This window comes from Microbacterium esteraromaticum (assembly GCF_014084045.1).
Lineage (GTDB): Bacteria > Actinomycetota > Actinomycetes > Actinomycetales > Microbacteriaceae > Microbacterium > Microbacterium esteraromaticum_D.
This window is the reverse complement of record NZ_CP043732.1, coordinates 1,562,548-1,582,855: the sequence shown is the minus strand read 5'-3', so window position 1 is coordinate 1,582,855 and position 20,308 is coordinate 1,562,548. Positions and strand designations below refer to the sequence as shown.

The following is a 20,308-nucleotide window of genomic DNA, read 5'->3' as shown; positions in this document are numbered from 1 at the left end:
ACGCGCTCATGGTTCGCTGCCTCAGTACCAGTTCATTGACGTCGCATCGCCCCAGCCCTCTATCGTCACCCAGACCTTCTGGCCCGGATTGCCGTAGAAGCAGCCGAGGTTGACCGTGCCGTTTGCGGGCACGTACTTGCTGCTCCCGCCGAACCGCTGTCGCGAACCGACGCCGTCGTTGCAGAACAGGCGATAGTTCCCGGCCGGGAAGTTGGCCACCTTGACTGCCATGTACGCGCAGGAAGACGTGGTGCACGAGCCTTCTCCGCCCCAGCCGGACGGCCAGTACCCGGGCGTGCCCTTCACCGTCTGCGCTGTCGGCTGCGGTCTGGGGTCTGTCCTGGCGGAGTAGGTCGGCGACAGCGCCTCGCCGCCCTGGCTCGCGACCGCCTTGACCCGGATGCTGTGGGTCTGGTCGTAGCCGTTGCCCTTGCTGCGCTCGCCCCGCAGCGGAACCTGCTGCCACGCCCCGCCGTCGATGCTGATGTATGCGGTGATGGGGCGCCCGTTGTACGAGCCCTCGGCGTTCCACTTCAGCGTGACCGACTGGCCGGCGTTCGTCGCGCTGCCGGTGGGAGCATGCGGGGCGCCGTACGGGACGACGGGGCTGGAGGCGGTGGAGTTGCCGGGGTTCGACTGCTGCCCGGCGACGATCGAGTACGCACGCACCCGGACGGTGTACTGGTCGCCGTTGTTCGCGGGGATGAGCGAGCGACCATCCCAGTTCTGCCACGCCTGGGCGTTCAGCTGGTACTGATACCGCATCTCGCCATCGGATGCCCCGTTCCGTGCTTGTTCCGTCATCGTGAAGGTCGCGCGGATTGCGCGATCCAACGGCTCTGCGGTGACACTCGACGGAGCACCGGGCTGGCCGAACGCGCGCCTCGGCGTGGACTTGGCGCCGATCGCGTTCCAGCCGGCCTTGTTCTCGGCGCGCACCGCGTAGGTGTAGTCGGTGGTGCTCGTGGGCACCTTGACGGTCTGCGAGGTCGATGTTCCGGTGAACACGCGGGCCACTTCTGCGGAACCGCGGTACGTGATCAGCTCGTACCTCCGGATGGCGTCGCCGTTGGGGAATGCTGCGTCCCACGAGACGGTCATCTGCGCCTCCGAGCCCACGGAGGGCGCACTGTTGACCTGGGGAGCAGGCACGACTCCGGGGATTCCCGCGGGGATCTCGGTAGCCGAGTACTGGCTCCAGCTCGACGGGTCGGGCGCGCGGTTGTGCGCCTGGACGCGCACGGCGTAGTCGGTGCCGTTCTCGAGGCCCTCCCAGCGCAGCGAGTTGCCGGTCACGCCGGTCTTCTGCGAGATGCCCGACGGCGGGGTGGGTGAGATCTCCAGCGTGTAGGTCTCGACCGGGGAGCCGCTCGAGGTCGGTGTGGTCCAGGTCACGTCCAGAGCCTTGTCGCCGAAGACCAGCTTCGGGGGCAGCGGAGTGTCGGGACGGGTGTCGGGACGCGCCATCTCGGATGCCGGCGACGCAGGACCCTCGCCGACCCGGTTCGTCGCGGTCACCTGGAACGTGTACTCGACGTTGTTCGTCAGACCGTCCAGCGTGCACGTCGTCGACGAGCACGACTTCGAGTACGGATTGCCCGACACCGATGTCACCTTGTACTCGGTGATCTCGGCACCGTTGTTCGACGGAGCCGACCAGTTCAATACCACCGTGCGGTCTTCCACCGCCGTCACCGTCGGACGACCCGGGGCATCCGGGATGCCCTGCACCGTGACGCTGATCCGCCCCTCGACTTCACGGTCGGGGTCCTTCGTCGCGTCCTGGATGCGGTAGCGCACGACCATGGCACCCACGAAGTTCTTGTCGGGCGTGATCTCGACGCCGTCGCCGGCGACCTTCGCCTGCCCCTGGCCGCTCTCGATCTCAGCGGTCAGAAGCTTCAGCGGCTGGCCTTCGGCGGCGAACGGATTGATGTCGTTCTGCAGTGCGGGGACGGTGATGGTCTTGCCCTGATCGGCCTCGTCGACCGAGTCGGGGCTGGCGACCGCGAGCGAGCGAGTGGATGCCGTGACCAGCACCTGCACGCTGCCCTCGACCGGCTCCGTCGTGCCGTCGGTCACCGTGATGCCGACGGTCACCGCAGTGCCCTTCGGCGTGTCAGGACCCGTCTCGGCATACAGCGTCGCCCCGTCGATCCTGACGTCGATGCCCTCGCCCGGCTGCGAATCGACGGAGAAGCGGAGCTTGTCCTGGTCTTTGGGGTCGGGGTCGGTGGCCAGCCCCGACAGGTCGAGCGCGGTGGCCTTCTCGCCGGGTGCGATCTGCATCTGCGCACCCGTCAGCGTCGGCGGCTGGTTGTCGGGCGGAAGCACCGTGATCGGGATCGTCAACGTCGACTTGCGGCCCTCCGGATCATCCGGACCATCACCATCAGTGACCTCGAACGTCAGCGCATCCTCACCGAAGAACCGATCCTTCGACGTGTAGACCAGCGTCGTGGTGTCCTTGATCAGCGACTCACCGTTCGCGAACGACGCACTCACCTTCGCCGCCTCCGTCAGCCGCACATCCCCACCACCGGCGACCACCACGAACTTCTCCAGCGGGATCTCACGCGTCTCCCCGCTCTGCACCTCCAACGGCTTCGTCGACCGCAACCGCGGACGCAGCTCCTTGATCGCCGGCACGAAGATGAACGCCGACGACGACAGCTCATCCTGATCCGTCACCACATAGCGGATCAGCTGACGCTGCTCCCCCACCGTGACCCGAACCTTGCCATCCCCCAGCAGACGAGCGCCCTCCTCAACCGTCACATCGACACCCTCGATCGTGCCGTCCGGATCCTCATCGTTGCGGAGAATATCCAGATCGACCGTCAGGTCATCCTTCACATCCTCGACCTGAACCCGATCATCACGCGCGACCGGATTCATCAGCGGAACATCCTCATCGACCTTCACAAAGATCGCCGCCGTCGCCCGCGCACCCTTCGCATCCTCGATCGTGTACTGAATCGACGTCTCCAGCTCCTCATCCGGCACATCGATCACCAGACGATCACCCGACACCTTCGCCGACAGACCCTGCACATCCGGCGGAAGAGTCAGCCCCGACTTCAGATACCCGATCCGATCACCCTCAGGATCCGAATCATTCCCCAACGCCGGCACCGCAACCGAACGACCAGGACGCACCACCACCGAATCATTCACCGCATACGGCGCCTGGTTGATCGCCTCGGGTGGGGCGACCCCGACCCGGATGGTCGCACGAGACTCCGCACCCAGGCGGTCTCGCACCTTATAGCTGAAGGCATCCACTCCGGAGGCGTCCGCGTAGGCCTCGTAGGTGAGGTAGTTGTTGCCCTGCTCCACGATGCGGCCCTTGGCCGGCGCGCTGTCGACACCGATCAGCTCGATCGAGTCGCCGTCGGCGTCGAGCCCGTCGAGCGGTACCGGGATGTTGATGCGGGAGCCCGCCAGCGCGCGAGCCGTGAGGTCTCGCGGACGCGGAGCGGCGTTGGTTCCGTCTTCTTCGATGGGGAGCACCTGCACGGAGACATGGCCGCCCGCCTTCTGGCCCCGGGAGTCGACCGCCTCGTAGGTGATGTAGACGGTGCCGGGAGTGTCACCGGCGCGGAAGCGCACGGCATCCTGAGACACGAACGCCTCACCGTCCTCGGGATCCACCAGCGGCTCGACCAGATCGGGGGCGACCTCGAGCTTGTCGCCGTTGGGGTGCACGTCGTTGTCGAGCACCGGGATCGTCACCACGTCGCCCACGCGCACGACCGCCTCGTCGTCGTTGGTGACCGGCGCGAGCAGCTTGGTGGGAGCGGGGATGGGGATGACGACGACGTCACCCTCGGCTGACTTGGTGCCGTTGGAGATGCGGTACGTGATGCGGACGGGCTCGGACAGCGCTCCTTGGTCGCTGATGCGCAGCGTCTCGTGGTTCAGGACCGAGACGTTGACGCCACTGCTGGGCGGCACCGACACCGACTGCACCACCAGCACGCCGCCGGCGGGATCGCTGTCGTTGCCGAGAACCCCGACCAGCGACTCGCTGCCGGCGGGCAGCATGGCGACGTCGCGCACGGCGACCGGGGGCAGTTCACTCTGCTGCTCGTCGAGCACGTCGACGCGCACGATGCCCTTGGCGGGCTTCGGGCCGGCGGTGGCCAGGTACTGCACGTAATAGGTGCCGGGAGAGGCCGCCTTGAACGAGAACTTCCGGTTCGCGTAGTCGCGATCGAGTTCAGCCCCGGCCGTGTCCTCCACCCGCGCGAGACGCAGCTGCTCACGCCCCGCACTCGTGTCGTTGGCGAGGGGCGAGACGGTGACGGCTTCTCCGGCGCGGGTCACCACATGGTCGGCGTTGGTGAGCGGATTGGTCGATCCTTCCGGCTTCACATCGAGGATGAGCTTGCCGTCGGCGACCTTGCCCATCGAATCCGAGACCAGCACGTCGACTTCCTTGCGGCCCTGAAGGCTGGCCACGGCGCGGTAGGTGATCTTGCCGTCCGTGGTGAACTCGACCTCGTCACCGGCGGCCGGAACCACACTGCGCAGATAGAGGTCGTCCCCGTCCGGGTCTATCCAGTCGGGCAGCAGGTTGTACGACACCGTTCCGCCTGCTTCGACGGCGAGCTTGCTCGAGCGCTTGAGACGCGGTGCGGCATTGGTCTTCTCGTCGTGCACCGAGAGACTGACGGTGGCGGTGTCTTTGCCGCCTCGTCCGTCGTCGATCAGGTAGGTGAAGGATGCCGACCCCGTCGCGTCCTCAGGAACCGTGATCTGCAGAGCCGCGCCGTTCAGAATCGGACGCACCTCACCCACCGACGGCTGCTTGCCCTCCACCGACGCGACCAGCACATCCCCATCCGGATCATTGTCGTTATCCAACACCGGCAGCAACGTCGTCCCACCCGGACGCACACCCAGCGCATCATCCTCCGCCGTCGGAACGGTGTTCTCCTCCTTGCGCTCAGGCAAAGACGTCTCCACCGTCTCCTGCGTCGTGTTCTCGTCGTCCTCGCTCTCCCCCTCCGGCGGAACCAGCACACTCCAGTCATCCACCCGCTGCAGACTCTCATTCGCCAGCCACGCAGCACCGCCGATGATGTCATTCAGCACGATCACATCCCGGTTCACCCGGAACGTCAACGACCCCGCATCCTCCGCACCCGGAATCCGCTCCTTCACATCCGACGACTCACCCACACAATCCCGAACGAACGTCGCCGACCCCGCCCACGCCGCATACGTGCACCCACGCAACTGCACCGGAGCCGCCGCAACACCCGCACCATCAGCAGCCACCTCCACAGGATCCCCACCATCGAACGGCACCTGAACCAACGCACCCGGCGTCGCCACAGCCACCACCGACGACTCCGCCGACGCCTGCTGCAACACAGCATCCGCCGCCCCACCGCCGATCTCCGCCCGGAAACCACCCGGCGACGACACCACACCCGCCGCCGCATCCAACACCACCGGCCGCGACCCCACCGCCGTGATACTCGGCGACTCACTCAGATCAAGCTCACCCACCGACGCCACCGACGCCTCCAAAGGCAGACCCTCCGGATCCACCGGAACAGTGACGACCTCACCCTTCTCACCCGCAAGCGCAAACACCGTGCCATCCCGACCCACCGTCACATCGGCACCCTTGCCGAGCTCCACCGTCGGATCCGCACCCTTGATGTCAAACCCCGCCAGCCCCTTCGCCGACGTCACCCACAAATCCCCCGACTTGTCATCCAGGATCGCCACCGTCCTCGACCCCAGCGCCACCTTCGCACTACCCGGAACCGACGCACTATCACCCAACGCCATCCGCGCCGGATCAACCGCCGTCACCGTCCCCGAACCCGCATCAGCCACCACAACCGTGCCGCCATCCTGCAGCACGTCATAATCCTCACTCGCCGCGCGCAAACCCCCATCAAGCACCGTCGACTCATGATTGAAATGCCCCACCAGGAAACTCGACGACTTCGTCAGCCACACCCCAGCATCATTCAAATCCACCTTCGTCGTCGGCAACCCGTCATACGCCACCGCCATCGTCGCCAAAGCCACCGCACCGATCGCCACACCCGCAACCGACCCAGCCGTCTTCCGGTGCACCCGCACCCACGACAACACACGCAAAACGAATCGACCCCCCTCAGATGTCACGAAACGCCGTCAATATCTTACAGAAGCGTTACAAAGCGCCCCGGTGACCGCCATGGGCAGAGGTGCCCATGGCGGCCGAGGCCATCACCGACCGTGCGCGACAGAGTCGACCGAGGCGCGGATCACCAGAACTGGCCGTACGCGCTGCTGGGGTTGCCGCCGATGATCTTGAGCTCCTTGTTCGAGTAGTACCCCGAATAGCACGCGATCTCAATGGTCCCGCCAGAGGGGATGTACACCGGGTACCCGGCGTTGTTCGACGAGTACCTTCCGCCTGCCCAGCATTCGACGTTGTAATTGTCCGCCCTGAACTGCTGGTTGGTCGTCAGCTTGTATCGGTGGCATGCACCGCCGCCGTTCGCCGCAGTGCATCCGGACACCACCGAGCCCGCAGACAGCGTCGCAGTGGGCTGCACCGGCTCCGGCTTCGGGCCCGATGTCGCGCGATAGACGGGTGACTCCGCCGAGCCGCCCTCGGTCGCCGTGACCCGCACCTTGATCGAGTGCTCGGTGCTGTAGGTGTTTCCCACGACCCGCCTGCCGGTGGTGGCGACCTGCTGCCAGCCGCCGCCGTCGATGCTGATGTAGGTGGTGATCGGGCGTCCGTTGTATGAACCACCGGCGTTCCAGGTGACCTCGACGCCCGTGTCGCCAGACCTCGACGCAGAGCCAGTCGGTGCGTGAGGTGCACCGAAGGGGGTGACGGAGTTCGAGGCCGTCGACGGGCCCACATTGGACTGCTGACCGTCGACCACCGAGTACGCGCGGACGCGGACTGTGTAGGGGTCGCCGTTGTTCGCCGGGACGAGCGATGTGCCGTCCCAGTTCTGCCACGCCTGCGCGTTCAGCTGGTACTGATACCGCATCTCGCCCTCGGACGCCCCGTTGCGGGCCGCGTCCGTCATGGTGAAGTCCACCTCGATCGCGCGGTCCTTCGGGGTGGCCGTCACGCTCGACGGCGCGCCCGGCTGGCCGAACGCCCGCTGCGGGGCGGACTGCGGACCGAGCGCACCCCATTCAAGAGCCTTGTTCTTCGCTCGCACCGCGTAGGTGTAGTCCGCCGTACTGGTGGGCACCCTCACCGTCTGCGAGGTGGCCGTGCCCACCCGCATCCGAGACACCTCGCCGCCACCGCGGTACGTGACGAGCTCGTACTGCTCGATCGCGGCACCGTTGGTGTCGGGCTGCGTCCAGCTGACCGTCATCTGCGCCTCAGAGCCGACCGAGGGGGCGCTGCTCACGCGGGGAGCCGCCACCGCGGCGGGAGGACCAGCCGGGATCTCGGCCGCCGAGTACAGGCTCCAGCTCGACGGATCCGGGGCGCGGTTGTGCGCCTGGATGCGCACGCTGTAACTGGTGCCGTTCTCGAGCCCCTCCCAGCGCAGCGAGTTGCCGGTCACGCCGGTCTTCTGACCGATGCCCGACGGCGGAGTGGGTGAGATCTCCAGCGTGTAGGTCTCGACCGGCGAGCCGCTCGACTTCGGTGTGGTCCAGGTCACGTCCAGCGCCTTGTCGCCGAAGACCAGCTTCGGCGGCAGCGGAGTGTCGGGGCGGGTGTCAGGGCGGGCCATCTCCGATGCCGGCGACGCCTCGCCCTCGCCGACGCGGTTGGTCGCCGTCACCTGGAACGTGTACTCGACGTTGTTCGTCAGACCGTCCAGCGTGCACGTCGTCGAGGCACAGGTCTTGCTGTACGGGTTGCCCGAGACCGAGGTCACCGTGTACTCGGTGATCTGCGCACCGTTGTTCGACGGCGCCGACCAGTTCAGCACCACCGTGCGATCTTCCACCGCCGTCACCGTCGGACGACCGGGAGCATCCGGAACACCCTGCACCGTGACGGTGATCCGGCCGTCCACTTCCCGGTCCGGATCCTTGGTCGCATCCTGTACGCGATAGCGAACCACCATGACGCCGACGAACGAATCGTTCGACGTGACCTCCACGTTGTCTCCCACGACCTTCGCCTGGCCGGCACCGCTCTCGACCACTGCGGACAGAAGCTTCAGCGGCTTGCCGTCGGCGGCGAAAGGATTGATGTCATTCGCCAGAGCGGGGACGGTGATGGTCTTGCCCTGATCGGCCTCGTCGACCGAGTCGGGGCTCGCCACGGCGAGCGATCGGGTGGATGCCGTGACCGTGACCTGCACGGTGCCCTCGACGGGCTCGGTGGTGCCGTCGGTCACGGAGATCGGGATCGTGACCGATGTGCCCTTTGGTGTATCTGCACCCGTCTCGGCATACAGCACGTCACCTTCGACGCGTGCTCTGATGCCCTCGCCCGGCTGCGAATCGACGGAGAAGCGGAGCTTGTCCTGGTCTTTCGGGTCGGGATCGGTGGCCAGTCCCGACAGGTCGAGCGCGGTGGCCTTCTCGCCGGGTGCGATCTGCATCTGCGCACCCGTCAGCGTCGGCGGCTGGTTGTCGGGCGGAAGCACCGTGATCGGGATCGTCAACGTCGACTTGCGGCCCTCCGGATCATCCGGACCATCACCATCAGTGACCTCGAACGTCAGCGCATCCTCACCGAAGAACCGATCCTTCGACGTGTAGACCAGCGTCGTGGTGTCCTTGATCAGCGACTCACCGTTCGCGAACGACGCACTCACCTTCGCCGCCTCCGTCAGCCGCACATCCCCACCACCGGCGACCACCACGAACTTCTCCAGCGGGATCTCACGCGTCTCCCCGCTCTGCACCTCCAACGGCTTCGTCGACCGCAACCGCGGACGCAGCTCCTTGATCGCCGGCACGAAGATGAACGCCGACGACGACAGCTCATCCTGATCCGTCACCACATAGCGGATCAGCTGACGCTGCTCCCCCACCGTGACCCGAACCTTGCCATCCCCCAGCAGACGAGCGCCCTCCTCAACCGTCACATCGACACCCTCGATCGTGCCGTCCGGATCCTCATCGTTGCGGAGAATATCCAGATCGACCGTCAGGTCATCCTTCACATCCTCGACCTGAACCCGATCATCACGCGCGACCGGATTCATCAGCGGAACATCCTCATCGACCTTCACAAAGATCGCCGCCGTCGCCCGCGCACCCTTCGCATCCTCGATCGTGTACTGAATCGACGTCTCCAGCTCCTCATCCGGCACATCGATCACCAGACGATCACCCGACACCTTCGCCGACAGACCCTGCACATCCGGCGGAAGAGTCAGCCCCGACTTCAGATACCCGATCCGATCACCCTCAGGATCCGAATCATTCCCCAACGCCGGCACCGCAACCGAACGACCAGGACGCACCACCACCGAATCATTCACCGCATACGGCGCCTGATTCACCGCCTCGGGTGGGGCGACCCCGACCCGAATGGTCGCGCGAGACTCCGCACCCAGACGGTCTCGCACCTTATAGCTGAAGGTGTCGACGCCGTTGACCTCGTCGTAGGCCTCATAGGTCAGATAGTTGTTGCCCTGTTCGACGATGCGCCCCTTCGTGGGAGCACCGTCCACACCGATCAGCTCGACGGAGTCGCCATCCGCGTCGAGACCATCCAGCGGCACCGGGATGTTGATCCGCGACCCGGCCAGCGTCCGAGCCGTCAGGTCACGCGCGCGCGGGGCGGCATTCTTCCCCTCCTGATCCACCGGCAGGATCTGCACCGCGATATGACCACCGGCCTTCTGGCCCCGGGAGTCGACCGCCTCGTAGGTGATGTAGACGGTGCCGGGAGTGTCACCGGCGCGGAAGCGCACCGCATCCTGAGACACGAACGCCTCGCCGTCCTCCGGGTCCACCAACGGCTCGACCAGGTCCGGCGCCACTGTCAGCTTGTCGCCGTTCGGATGCACGTCATTGTCGAGCACAGGAATCGTCACCACGTCACCCACGCGCACGACCGCCTCATCGTCATTGGTGACCGGCGCGAGCAGCTTCGTCGGGGCCGGGATGGGGATGACGACGACATCCGCCTCGGCCGACTTGGTGCCGTTGGAGATGCGGTACGTGATCCGGACCGGCTCGTCGAGCCCGCCCTGGTCGCTGACGCGGAGGGTCTCATGGTTCAGCACCGAGACGTTGACGCCACTGCTGGGCGGAACCGACACCGACTGCACCACCAGCACGCCGCCGGCGGGATCGCTGTCGTTGCCCAGCACACCCACCAGCGACTCGCTGCCGGCGGGCAGCATGGCGACATCGCGCACGGCGACCGGGGGCAGATCGCTCTGCTGGTCATCGAGCACGTCGACGCGCACGATGCCCTTGGCAGGCTTCGGGCCTGCAGTGGCCAGGTACTGCACGTAATAGGTGCCGGGAGCGGCCGCCTTGAACGAGAACTTCCGGTTCGCGTAGTCGCGGTCGATCTCGACCCCGGCGGTGTCCTCCACGCGGGCGAGGCGCAGCTGCTCACGGCCGGAGCTGGTGTCGTTGGCGAGCGGAGACACCGTCACCGACTCACCCGCTCGCGTCACCACGTGGTCCGCGTTCGTCAACGGGTTCGTCGACCCCTCCGGCTTCACGTCCAGCACGATCTTGCCATCGGCCGCCTTGCCGAGTGCATCCGAGACGACCACGGCGATCTCCTTGCGGCCCTGAAGGCTGGCCACGGCGCGGTAGGTGATCTTGCCGTCGGTGGTGAAGTCGACCTCGTCGCCTTCCGCTGCGACCACGTTGCGCAGATAGAGGTCGTCCCCCTCGGGGTCCCGCCAATCGGGCAGGACGTTGTATGAGACGGTGCCGCCGACCTCTACCGCGAGCTTGCTCGATCGCTTGGGTCTCGGAGCCGTGTTCGAGGACTCCTCGTGAACGGTCACGGCCACGGTGGCGGTGTCTTTGCCGCCTCGTCCGTCGTCGATCAGGTAGGTGAAGGATGCCGACCCCGTCGCGTCCTCAGGAACCGTGATCTGCAGAGCCGCGCCGTTCAGAATCGGACGCACCTCACCCACCGACGGCTGCTTGCCCTCCACCGACGCGACCAGCACATCCCCATCCGGATCATTGTCGTTATCCAACACCGGCAGCAACGTCGTCCCACCCGGACGCACACCCAGCGCATCATCCTCCGCCGTCGGAACGGTGTTCTCCTCCTTGCGCTCAGGCAAAGACGTCTCCACCGTCTCCTGCGTCGTGTTCTCGTCGTCCTCGCTCTCCCCCTCCGGCGGAACCAGCACACTCCAGTCATCCACCCGCTGCAGACTCTCATTCGCCAGCCACGCAGCACCGCCGATGATGTCATTCAGCACGATCACATCCCGGTTCACCCGGAACGTCAACGACCCCGCATCCTCCGCACCCGGAATCCGCTCCTTCACATCCGACGACTCACCCACACAATCCCGAACGAACGTCGCCGACCCCGCCCACGCCGCATACGTGCACCCACGCAACTGCACCGGAGCCGCCGCAACACCCGCACCATCAGCAGCCACCTCCACAGGATCCCCACCATCGAACGGCACCTGAACCAACGCACCCGGCGTCGCCACAGCCACCACCGACGACTCCGCCGACGCCTGCTGCAACACAGCATCCGCCGCCCCACCGCCGATCTCCGCCCGGAAACCACCCGGCGACGACACCACACCCGCCGCCGCATCCAACACCACCGGCCGCGACCCCACCGCCGTGATACTCGGCGACTCACTCAGATCAAGCTCACCCACCGACGCCACCGACGCCTCCAAAGGCAGACCCTCCGGATCCACCGGAACAGTGACGACCTCACCCTTCTCACCCGCAAGCGCAAACACCGTGCCATCCCGACCCACCGTCACATCGGCACCCTTGCCGAGCTCCACCGTCGGATCCGCACCCTTGATGTCAAACCCCGCCAGCCCCTTCGCCGACGTCACCCACAAATCCCCCGACTTGTCATCCAGGATCGCCACCGTCCTCGACCCCAGCGCCACCTTCGCACTACCCGGAACCGACGCACTATCACCCAACGCCATCCGCGCCGGATCAACCGCCGTCACCGTCCCCGAACCCGCATCAGCCACCACAACCGTGCCGCCATCCTGCAGCACGTCATAATCCTCACTCGCCGCGCGCAAACCCCCATCAAGCACCGTCGACTCATGATTGAAATGCCCCACCAGGAAACTCGACGACTTCGTCAGCCACACCCCAGCATCATTCAAATCCACCTTCGTCGTCGGCAACCCGTCATACGCCACCGCCATCGTCGCCAAAGCCACCGCACCGATCGCCACACCCGCAACCGACCCAGCCGTCTTCCGGTGCACCCGCACCCACGACAACACACGCAAAACGAATCGACCCCCCTCAGATGTCACGAAACGCCGTGACAAGCCTAATCTGCGCAGTCGAGCAGATCTTCTCCACCCGATGGGGACAATTCCCCATCGGGTGGAGCCTGCATCAGCCCAGGAGCACGATCCCGAGAGTCGCGAGTCCTGCGACCGACACGAGGCACGCCGCCCCGACCGACAAGAGGGCGAAGATTCCGGTGCGTCTGCTCCGGCGCAGAACAGACGTCGTGACCGAAGCGGTGTCGCGGGTGGGCGCGACACCGCCTGCCGTCACCGGCGGGCGGGACGGCACCAGCGGCGCCGGTCGCGGCTTGTAGATCGCTGGGGCGGACTCGTCGGCACCGCGTCGCGGCGGAGCCGCGATGGTGTCGGCGACCGACGGGTCGAGGTCGGATGCCGCGCCGTCATGGGCAGTGGAGGCTGCGGCCGGGCGCGACCGATCGACGACGACGGTGCGTTCGACGTTCGCCGGCCGCTCGACCACCACGGTCTTCTCATCGACGGAACCCGACTCGAACGAGCCCCGATCGACCACCACGGTCTTCTCATCGACGGCGTCCGCTTCCGGCGGGCCGGCGTCGGAGATGCCGGTGCCGTCGGCAGTCCGCGCGCGCCGGGCCCGCCGCGTCAGCATCACCGTCTCCTCGGCCGACTCGTCGTCGTGCATGTCAGCCGCCCCTCCGCACCGGGACGGTCGTTCCCTCGAGCATCGACTCGGTGCGCACAGCAGACGCCAGGCGACTGTCGGTGGTGCCGTCGCCCGACGCGATCGCGCCACCGGAGACGACGTCGATCACGATGACCGAGATGTTGTCGCGGCCGCCGGCCTCCTTCGCACGGCGGACCAGAGCCTCAGCAGCTGTCTCCGGACGCCCGCACATCGTGAGCGTCGCCCGTATGCTCTCGTCGCTTATCTCGCCGCTCAGCCCGTCTGAGCAGATCAGCAGCCGCTCCCCGTCGATGACCGGCACCAACCAGCTGTCGGCGACGCTGTCTGCGGCCCCCACCGCACGCGTGATCACATTGCGCTGAGCGAAACCGGCGAGGTTCTCAGGTCGCAGCTCACCCGCATCCACCAGTTCCTGACCCAGCGAATGGTCGACGGTCAGCTGATCGAGGGCCGAACCGAGATGCCGATACACCCTCGAGTCGCCGACGTTGAACACCAGCCAGTGCGGCACGCCGTCGTGCTCGACCAGTGCCGCCGCGGCGACGGTGCTGCCGGCTCCACGTGCATGCTGGGCGGCGATGGACGACACCGCCTCATTCGCCCGTGCCAGTGCCGCGCCGATGTCCGCAGTGGTCACGGCCGAACCACCGAGGGTCGCGAACGCCTCGACGACGGCGATGCTGGCCTTGTCGCCCGCATCGTGTCCGCCCATGCCGTCGGCGACGAGGAAGATCGGCGACTCCGCAAGAACGGCATCCTCGTTGACCGCCCGCTTCAGTCCGACATCGGTGAGTGCGGCGACGTTGAGGACCACTCCCTGCGTCATGAGCCCGACTCCTCAGCGACGTGCATGCCGACCTCGCCGAGGATGAACCTGCCGGCGCCGATGACGCTCTCACCCGCGTCGAGGAGGGTCTCCGCACCATCATCGGCCACGACGACCACGCCGTTGGTGGAGTGCAGATCGGTGAGCCGCCACTCGTCCCCCTGCACGACGAGGCGTGCATGGGTCTTCGACAGGGTGCGTGTCTTGTCGGGGATCGCCAGACGCTGCTCGCCGGGCTGGCCATCCGGGTTGCGTCCGATGACGATGCTCGTCGCCGACAGCGCGAAGCGGCGTCCGTCGTCGAGCACGAGCACGCGCCGCGCCCCACGCCGGCGCGAGACCACGATGGTCGCGTCGAACTCGTCGTCGGCCGACGCAGCGGTGAGCGAAGCGGCCTGCGACGTCGGCTCTGCCGGCATCGGCTCTGCCGGCATCGGCATCGGCATCGGTCGCACCTGCGGCACCGAGCCGGCCTCGTCCGATGTCTGCCTGACCGGCTGCACGGGTGCCGCGAAGCTCGATTCCGGCGCCGGGCGACGGAGGGATGCCGGCGGGGCGGCGACGGTGTCGGCCGCCGCGAAGTCCGCCTGCACGACAGCAGGGTGGGCCGGTGCAGCCGGTGCCTGCGCGGGCGCGGCGGGCTCGTTCGCCGCCGCCGGTGCAACCGCTGGCGGAGCCGGAGCAGCCGCGGGCGGAGCAACCGCAGGCGGAGCCGGAGTAGGCGGAGCCGGAGCAGCCGCAGGCGCAGCCGGAGCAGCCGCAGGCGCAGCCGGAGCAGCCGCAGGCGCAGCCGGGGCAACCGCAGGCGGAGCCGGGGCATACCCTGCCGGGGAGACGGACGCGGTCGGCCCGACGGGCTGCGTCGCGTCGGGCGACGAGGCGCTCGCGCCCTGCCCCGACGCCCAGGGAACCGACTCGATCAGCCCGGCCGGAGCGGCAGGCGGGGCGGGTGCGGTCGCCGGTCCGACCGGCGACGGCGGCTGCACCTGAGCATCCGGAGCGGGCACGGATGACGGAGCGAACGAGGGCGCGAACGACGGAGCGGTCGACGACGGCGGGAGGATCGGCGGGGCGAGGTACCCCTGCGCGGCACCCGACCCCGCATCCGACTGCCGGCGGACGGGCCCCGGACGGATGCTGGCGAGCCGGTCGCCCTCGGGATAGGGCAGCGGGCCGACTGCGAGCACGGTCGCCCATGCCGGCGGAACCAGCAGTCCCAGCACCGTCATGCCCGCGCCGCGACCGAAGCGCTGGTTGATCCTGTGCAGCGCGACGGCCTTCACGTACAGGCCGTAGATCTGAACGATCGGCACGAGGAGGAAGATCACGTTCCACGCGGGCTTGCCGCCGAGCGAGAGGATGGTCGCCTCGTTCAGGATCGGCACCCAGCCCTTCCACCCCTTCTCATCGAGACGGGGGAACAGCTTCGACAGCGCGATGGCGTACCAGAGGTAGCCTCCGATGCCGACGACGACACCGAGACCGATCACGAGGATCGTCGCCAGGGGCATCCCGCCACCATCTGCGAGCGGATTCATGCGTCCTCCTCCTGCCGGCGCGCGCCGGCAACTGTGAGCGTATCGAGCGCCAGCCGCCGCAAGGACAGCGCCGAGGCGTGATGTGGCCGGATGCGGTCGAGGAACGACCGCATCCGCAGCCGCGCGCGGAGCCGCTGTCGGCGGCCGACCGATCCGTCGAGATCAGCGCGCTCGCGGTCGACCAGCTGCCACGCGGTCGTCGCATCGGCCTCCGCCGGTGGGTGCGGCGCGAAGACGCCCTCGTCGACGATGCGTGCGAGCGCGACCGCCGCGGGGCGCCGGGTCGACTGAGCGCTCTGCACTCTGGTGCCCGCGCCGAGCATCGTCACGCCGTTGTCGACGTAGAGATCGGCGAGCTCCTCCCAGGCGCCGACGAGGCGCAGCTCGGGATCGTCGACTGTGCGTCGCGCCCTTCTTCTCGCGCGCTTGGCGATGAGAACGGTGATCAGCGGCAGGGCGAGAAGCAGCAGGACGAGCGCGCCGATGCCCACCCAGCGCAGGACGGGCAGCACCTGGCTGAGCAGCGGCGAGGCGGTCTGCTCCAGCGGGGCGGCGTCCGACCGCGAGTCGTTCTGCGCCTGCGGCGGGTCGAGCGCCTCGCTGCGCGGCTGCTCGGGGATCGTCGGATGCTCGGGCAGCTGCTCGCCCTCGGTGATCGTGCTCGGCAGCAGAGCGAACTGGGGCGTGACGTCGACGGCGACCCATTCGCCGCCGGAGGGGCGCACCTCGACCCAGGCGCTCATGCTCGCGCCTGTGCAGACCTCGGTGCACTGCGCGATGCCTGGCACCTCCTCCGCCGCGGGAAGACGCGCGCCGATGACCACTCGCGACTCGAAACCCCAGTGGCGTGCCAGCAGCGCAGCCGCCGTCGCGAACTGCTCGTCGTCGCCCACGGCGGAGACGAGCATCTGCGGGGATGCGTCCGAGCCGACTTTGGCCTCCTGCTCGCGCAGCGACGAGAAGAGCTCCTCGATGCGCGCGGCGGAATGCCCTGCGTAGCTCGCGGCGAACGAGTAGGCCTCCTGCGCCTCGAGGGCGGCGATCCACCCCGCGGCGGCGTCATTCTGCAGCAGCGCGTGGCTGAGATAGCCGCGCGAGCGCAGACGGTCGATGAGCTCGAGGTAGCCCGCGCCGGTGCGCGGCTGCTCCTGCAGCTGCGCCCACTCGGTCAGCTCGGGGTACGCCTCCGGGTCGAGGGTCGACTGCCCGGAGCGAGCGGCAGCAAGATCTTCCGCATCGCCCTGCGGGACCTCGGCGAGCACGGTGTAGCCGTCTCCCGGCACCAGTCCCCTGCCACCGCCGGGCGCCGATGCGATGGTGATCGCGGTGTCGCCGTCGTCGCCGATGTGGAAGCCGTCCGCGAGTGCGTCGCCGCGCGCACCGGAGAACCGAGGAGCTGCGACGAGGGTGCCGGGCGACGGAAGCCAGATGCCGCGGTACGCGTCGCCGATCGTGATCCGCAATTCGGCTCTGCCCGGCCCCGCGGTCGCCGTGCGGGGAAGCCTGCTGAAGCGGGTGTCGCCCGAGACGTGGAAGTCCTGGCCGTCGTACGCGTCGAGCGCGACGAGCCGGATTCGGTCGATCCCGCCAGGATCGCCGTCGACCTGCACGACCGTGGCATCGAGGCTGTCGCCGCTGAACCACGAGCGGTACGACGAGAGAGGGCTCGGCTGCTCACGCACCACGATCATGGGCTCGATTCCGTCGCGCAGCACCGAACGATCCGACCAGGTCGCCGCCGCCGGGGTCACGAGCACGCCCGCGGCGACCGCGGCCACGATGAGGACCGCCGCGAGCATCCGACGTCGGACAGCCGGCCATACCGGCGCTCCCCGGCGTGCGATGCTGTGCACCGCGACGGCGCGCAGCGCGGCCGCCCGCTGCATTCGCGATCGGCCGATCAGCCAGGCGAGCGATGCCGCGAAAAGCGCGATCCCGACCGCGAGCTCGCGGGGCGCGGGGAGTGCGAAGGCGCCGACGCGGAGCACGGTGCTCGGCGCCGAGACTCCGAAGGCGATGCCGAAGGCGCACATGAGGGTGATCACGGCGACGGCTCCGGAGGCGCGTCGCCCTGGGTGCAGGGCGAGGAGGGTCGCGAGGAACGCGCCGAACAGGCTCACCACGAGCAGCGGGACGAGGACCGCCTGGTACTCGCCGAGCGGCGGGGCGAGGGTGAGGAGCTGCTTCCAGCCGACGACGACCCCCAGCACCGCGTCGCGCAGCGCGCTGAGGAACGCCGCAGCGGACGACATCCCGGCCGGCACGGCCAGGGGAACGGCCAGCACGAGGTACGCGCCGACCGCCGCGAGACCGCCGAGCAGCGGTCCCCACCGCAGGAGCCGGACGAGGAGGCCGAGAGCGATGCCCGCGACGCCGCCCACCACGCCGACGATGACGGCGCGGGGCGACTCGTACACCGGCCACGCGGCGGCTGTGGCCAGTGAGACCCCCACCAGCAGGTAGCCGAGAGCCCACAGCGTCAGTCCGCGCGTCGTCGTTGTGCGCCGCCGTGGCGCACGGGAGGCGGCTTCCTTCCCGCTCATCGCAGCGCTCCCCTCGCGAGCATCTGGGGCAGGTCGCCCAGCGCTCCGAGCGTCAGCACCGACAGCTCGCGCGCGTTGCGCAGCGTGGGCTCCGCGCCGAGCTCGCTGCGCACAGCCACGGCCTCGACCGCGGCCGGCAGCCGCACAGCGGCGTGCCGCAGGCGATCGACCGGCATCAGCGATCCGGTGAGCAGGAACGCGATCGAGAGGTCGGGGTACGCCTGAGCCGTCAGCGCGGTGACCGCCTCGAGGCGCATCACGTCGTCGGTTCGGTTCACCGTCGACGTGCCGTCGAGCAGCGCGCGCGGCGTCAGCGTCGACAGGGTGCGGATCGACTGCGTGGCCGTGCCACCGCTCTCCGGCACGACGCCGCTGACGGCGAACAGCACATCGCGCCCCTCGAAGACGCCCTGCAGCGCGAGCGACGCCGCCGCGCTGACGGTGTTCTCGAACTCGTCGTCGTCGTCGTACGAATCGGCGGCGAGGTCGAGCACGACGGCGATCCGGGCGTGCCGCGACTCCTCGTACTGCCGCACCATGAGCCGACCGGTCTTGGCCGTCGACTTCCAGTGCACGTGCCGCTGCGAGTCGCCGGTCACGTACTCGCGCACGGCGTGGAAGGAGAGATCCGAGTCGATGAGCGTCGTGCTGGGCGTGCCCTCGAGATCCCGGATGAGTCCGGCGGCGGTGCTCGGGATCCGCACCGTCACCGGATGCACGTGGATGCGCTGCACGTCGGGCCAGCTGAGCTCGCGATGCAGCAGCCCGATCGGGTCGCCGCGCGAGATGGTCATCGGCCCGACGTCGATGACGCCGCGGCGATGAGCAGCGATGACGAGGTCCTCCCTGTGGTGAGCCCCCGGCCGCAGCAGAGGCACATGGGCCTCGATGAGCCCCTCCCCGACCGGCACATCGACGACACCCGGCAGTGAGAGCCGTGCGCCGTCGTTGCGCACGTCGAGCGTCGCCGAGATCTCGGACCCCGCGACCACTCGGTCGCGGTCGAGCGCGAGCCCGATGCGGTAGTCGTGGGCGCCGAGCACGAAGGGCGTGCAGAGCACGAGCAGGGCCAGCGAGATCACCGCAGCGGCCCAGGCCTCCACCCACCCGAAGGCGAGGCCCGCGGCGACGCCGAACACGAGAGCGAGCACGACGAGCGCGCCGGCCGCGGTGACGGTGTCGCGCACCCAGCCCGCCGCCGAGCGCACCGCGCCCATCACGCGGCGCAGAGTCCGGCGCACGCCGGACACCGCCCCGCGGACGGCGCCGCCTTGCGTCGTGTCGAGACGGGTCACCGTGGAGGTGCGTGTCGACGTTGCTGTGCGCGCCGCCGTCCTCGTGATCCGCGATTCGGTGCTGAAGCTCACACAGTGCCGTTCTCGCGCGGCGGTTCGACGTCGAGCAGGATCTGTCCGATCACCGCGACCGCGGTGACGCCGTCGAACTCGGCCTCGGGCTCGAGCACGAGCCGGTGGGCGAGTGCGACGACCGCGAGCTCGCGCACGTCGTCAGGCGTGACGAAGGTGCGCCCGTTCTTCGCCGCCCAGGTCATCACCAGGCGCGAGAGCGCGAGGGCACCGCGCACGCTGACGCCGAGACGCACCTCGGACGCACGGCGGGTCGCGTCGACGATGCGCATGATGTAGTCGGAGATGAGAGGGTTCACGTAGACGCCCCTGGCCATCTCTCCCATGGTCAGCAGGGTGTCGGTGCCGACGAGTCCCTTCAGGCGCTTCTGCGGCTCGGGCGCGGCCTGCAGGATCCGCATGGTCGCCGCGTCGTCGGGATACCCGATCGAGGTCTTGATCATGAAGCGATCGAGCTGCGCCTCGGGCAGTCGGTACGTACCGCCCTGTTCGATCGGGTTCTGGGTCGCCAGCACGAGGAACGGCGAGCCGACCGGGCGCGTGACGCCGTCGACGGTCACCGTGCCCTCCTCCATCACCTCGAGCAGCGCCGACTGCGTCTTCGGGCTGGCGCGGTTGATCTCATCGGCGAGCACGATGTTGGCGAACACCGGGCCCGCGTGGAACTCGAACTCGCCGGCCTTCTGGTCGTACACCGTGATGCCGGTCACATCCCCGGGAAGCAGGTCGGGAGTGAACTGGATGCGCGTGCTCGTGCCGGTCACGGTCTGCGCGATCGAGCGCGCGAGCGCGGTCTTGCCGGTGCCGGGGAAGTCCTCGAGCAGCACGTGCCCCCCGGTCACTGCGGTCGCGAGCACCAGCTCGATCACGTGCCGCTTGCCGAGGATCGCCTGCTCGACGTTGCCGGCGAGGATCGAGAACGTCTCGGCGAACCAGGAGGCCTGTTCGTTGGCGATGGTCATGCAGCATCCTCTCGGA

8 protein-coding genes are annotated in these 20,308 nt (G+C 68.3%); all 8 read right to left on the bottom strand.

Translation table 11 applies throughout. The features are described 5' to 3' along the window. Positions 1-21 precede the first annotated feature (21 nt). Positions 22-5,745, bottom strand: a complete 5,724-nt coding sequence (locus FVO59_RS07440; RefSeq protein ID WP_259363497.1) for an Ig-like domain-containing protein — start codon at positions 5,743-5,745, stop codon at positions 22-24. A gap of 530 nt (positions 5,746-6,275) precedes the next feature. Next, entirely contained in the window at positions 6,276-12,002 is a 5,727-nt protein-coding gene (locus FVO59_RS07435) for an Ig-like domain-containing protein (protein WP_182256179.1), read from the bottom strand. Positions 12,003-12,495: 493 nt separating this feature from the next. Continuing rightward, positions 12,496-13,053, bottom strand: coding sequence for a hypothetical protein (locus FVO59_RS07430; RefSeq protein WP_182256177.1), 558 nt, complete (start codon positions 13,051-13,053; stop codon positions 12,496-12,498). Between the two features lies 1 nt (position 13,054). Next, positions 13,055-13,882 carry a PP2C family protein-serine/threonine phosphatase gene (locus FVO59_RS07425; protein WP_182256175.1) on the bottom strand — a complete coding sequence of 276 codons (828 nt, stop codon included), beginning with the start codon at positions 13,880-13,882 and terminating at the stop codon, positions 13,055-13,057. Further along, positions 13,879-15,420 carry a DUF5684 domain-containing protein gene (locus FVO59_RS07420; protein ID WP_182256173.1) on the bottom strand — a complete coding sequence of 514 codons (1,542 nt, stop codon included), beginning with the start codon at positions 15,418-15,420 and terminating at the stop codon, positions 13,879-13,881. Before FVO59_RS07420 ends, FVO59_RS07425 begins: the two co-directional genes overlap by 4 nt. Beyond that, positions 15,417-17,963, bottom strand: a complete 2,547-nt coding sequence (locus tag FVO59_RS07415; RefSeq protein ID WP_182256171.1) for a transglutaminase-like domain-containing protein — start codon at positions 17,961-17,963, stop codon at positions 15,417-15,419. The genes FVO59_RS07420 and FVO59_RS07415 overlap by 4 nt, the downstream gene beginning before the upstream one ends. Continuing rightward, on the bottom strand, positions 17,960-19,258 hold the full coding sequence (locus FVO59_RS07410; protein ID WP_259363496.1) for a DUF58 domain-containing protein: 1,299 nt from the start codon (positions 19,256-19,258) through the stop codon (positions 17,960-17,962). Before FVO59_RS07410 ends, FVO59_RS07415 begins: the two co-directional genes overlap by 4 nt. Before the next feature lie 68 nt (positions 19,259-19,326). After that, positions 19,327-20,292, bottom strand: coding sequence for an AAA family ATPase (locus FVO59_RS07405; protein WP_182256167.1), 966 nt, complete (start codon positions 20,290-20,292; stop codon positions 19,327-19,329). Between the last annotated feature and the right edge of the window lie 16 nt (positions 20,293-20,308).

Coding starts and splice junctions, on each gene's coding strand:
- FVO59_RS07430 (WP_182256177.1), bottom strand. CDS start 13,053: ATGCACGACGACGAGTCGGCCGAGGAGACGGTGATGCTGACGCGGCGG.
- FVO59_RS07425 (WP_182256175.1), bottom strand. CDS start 13,882: ATGACGCAGGGAGTGGTCCTCAACGTCGCCGCACTCACCGATGTCGGA.
- FVO59_RS07420 (WP_182256173.1), bottom strand. CDS start 15,420: ATGAATCCGCTCGCAGATGGTGGCGGGATGCCCCTGGCGACGATCCTC.
- FVO59_RS07415 (WP_182256171.1), bottom strand. CDS start 17,963: ATGAGCGGGAAGGAAGCCGCCTCCCGTGCGCCACGGCGGCGCACAACG.
- FVO59_RS07405 (WP_182256167.1), bottom strand. CDS start 20,292: ATGACCATCGCCAACGAACAGGCCTCCTGGTTCGCCGAGACGTTCTCG.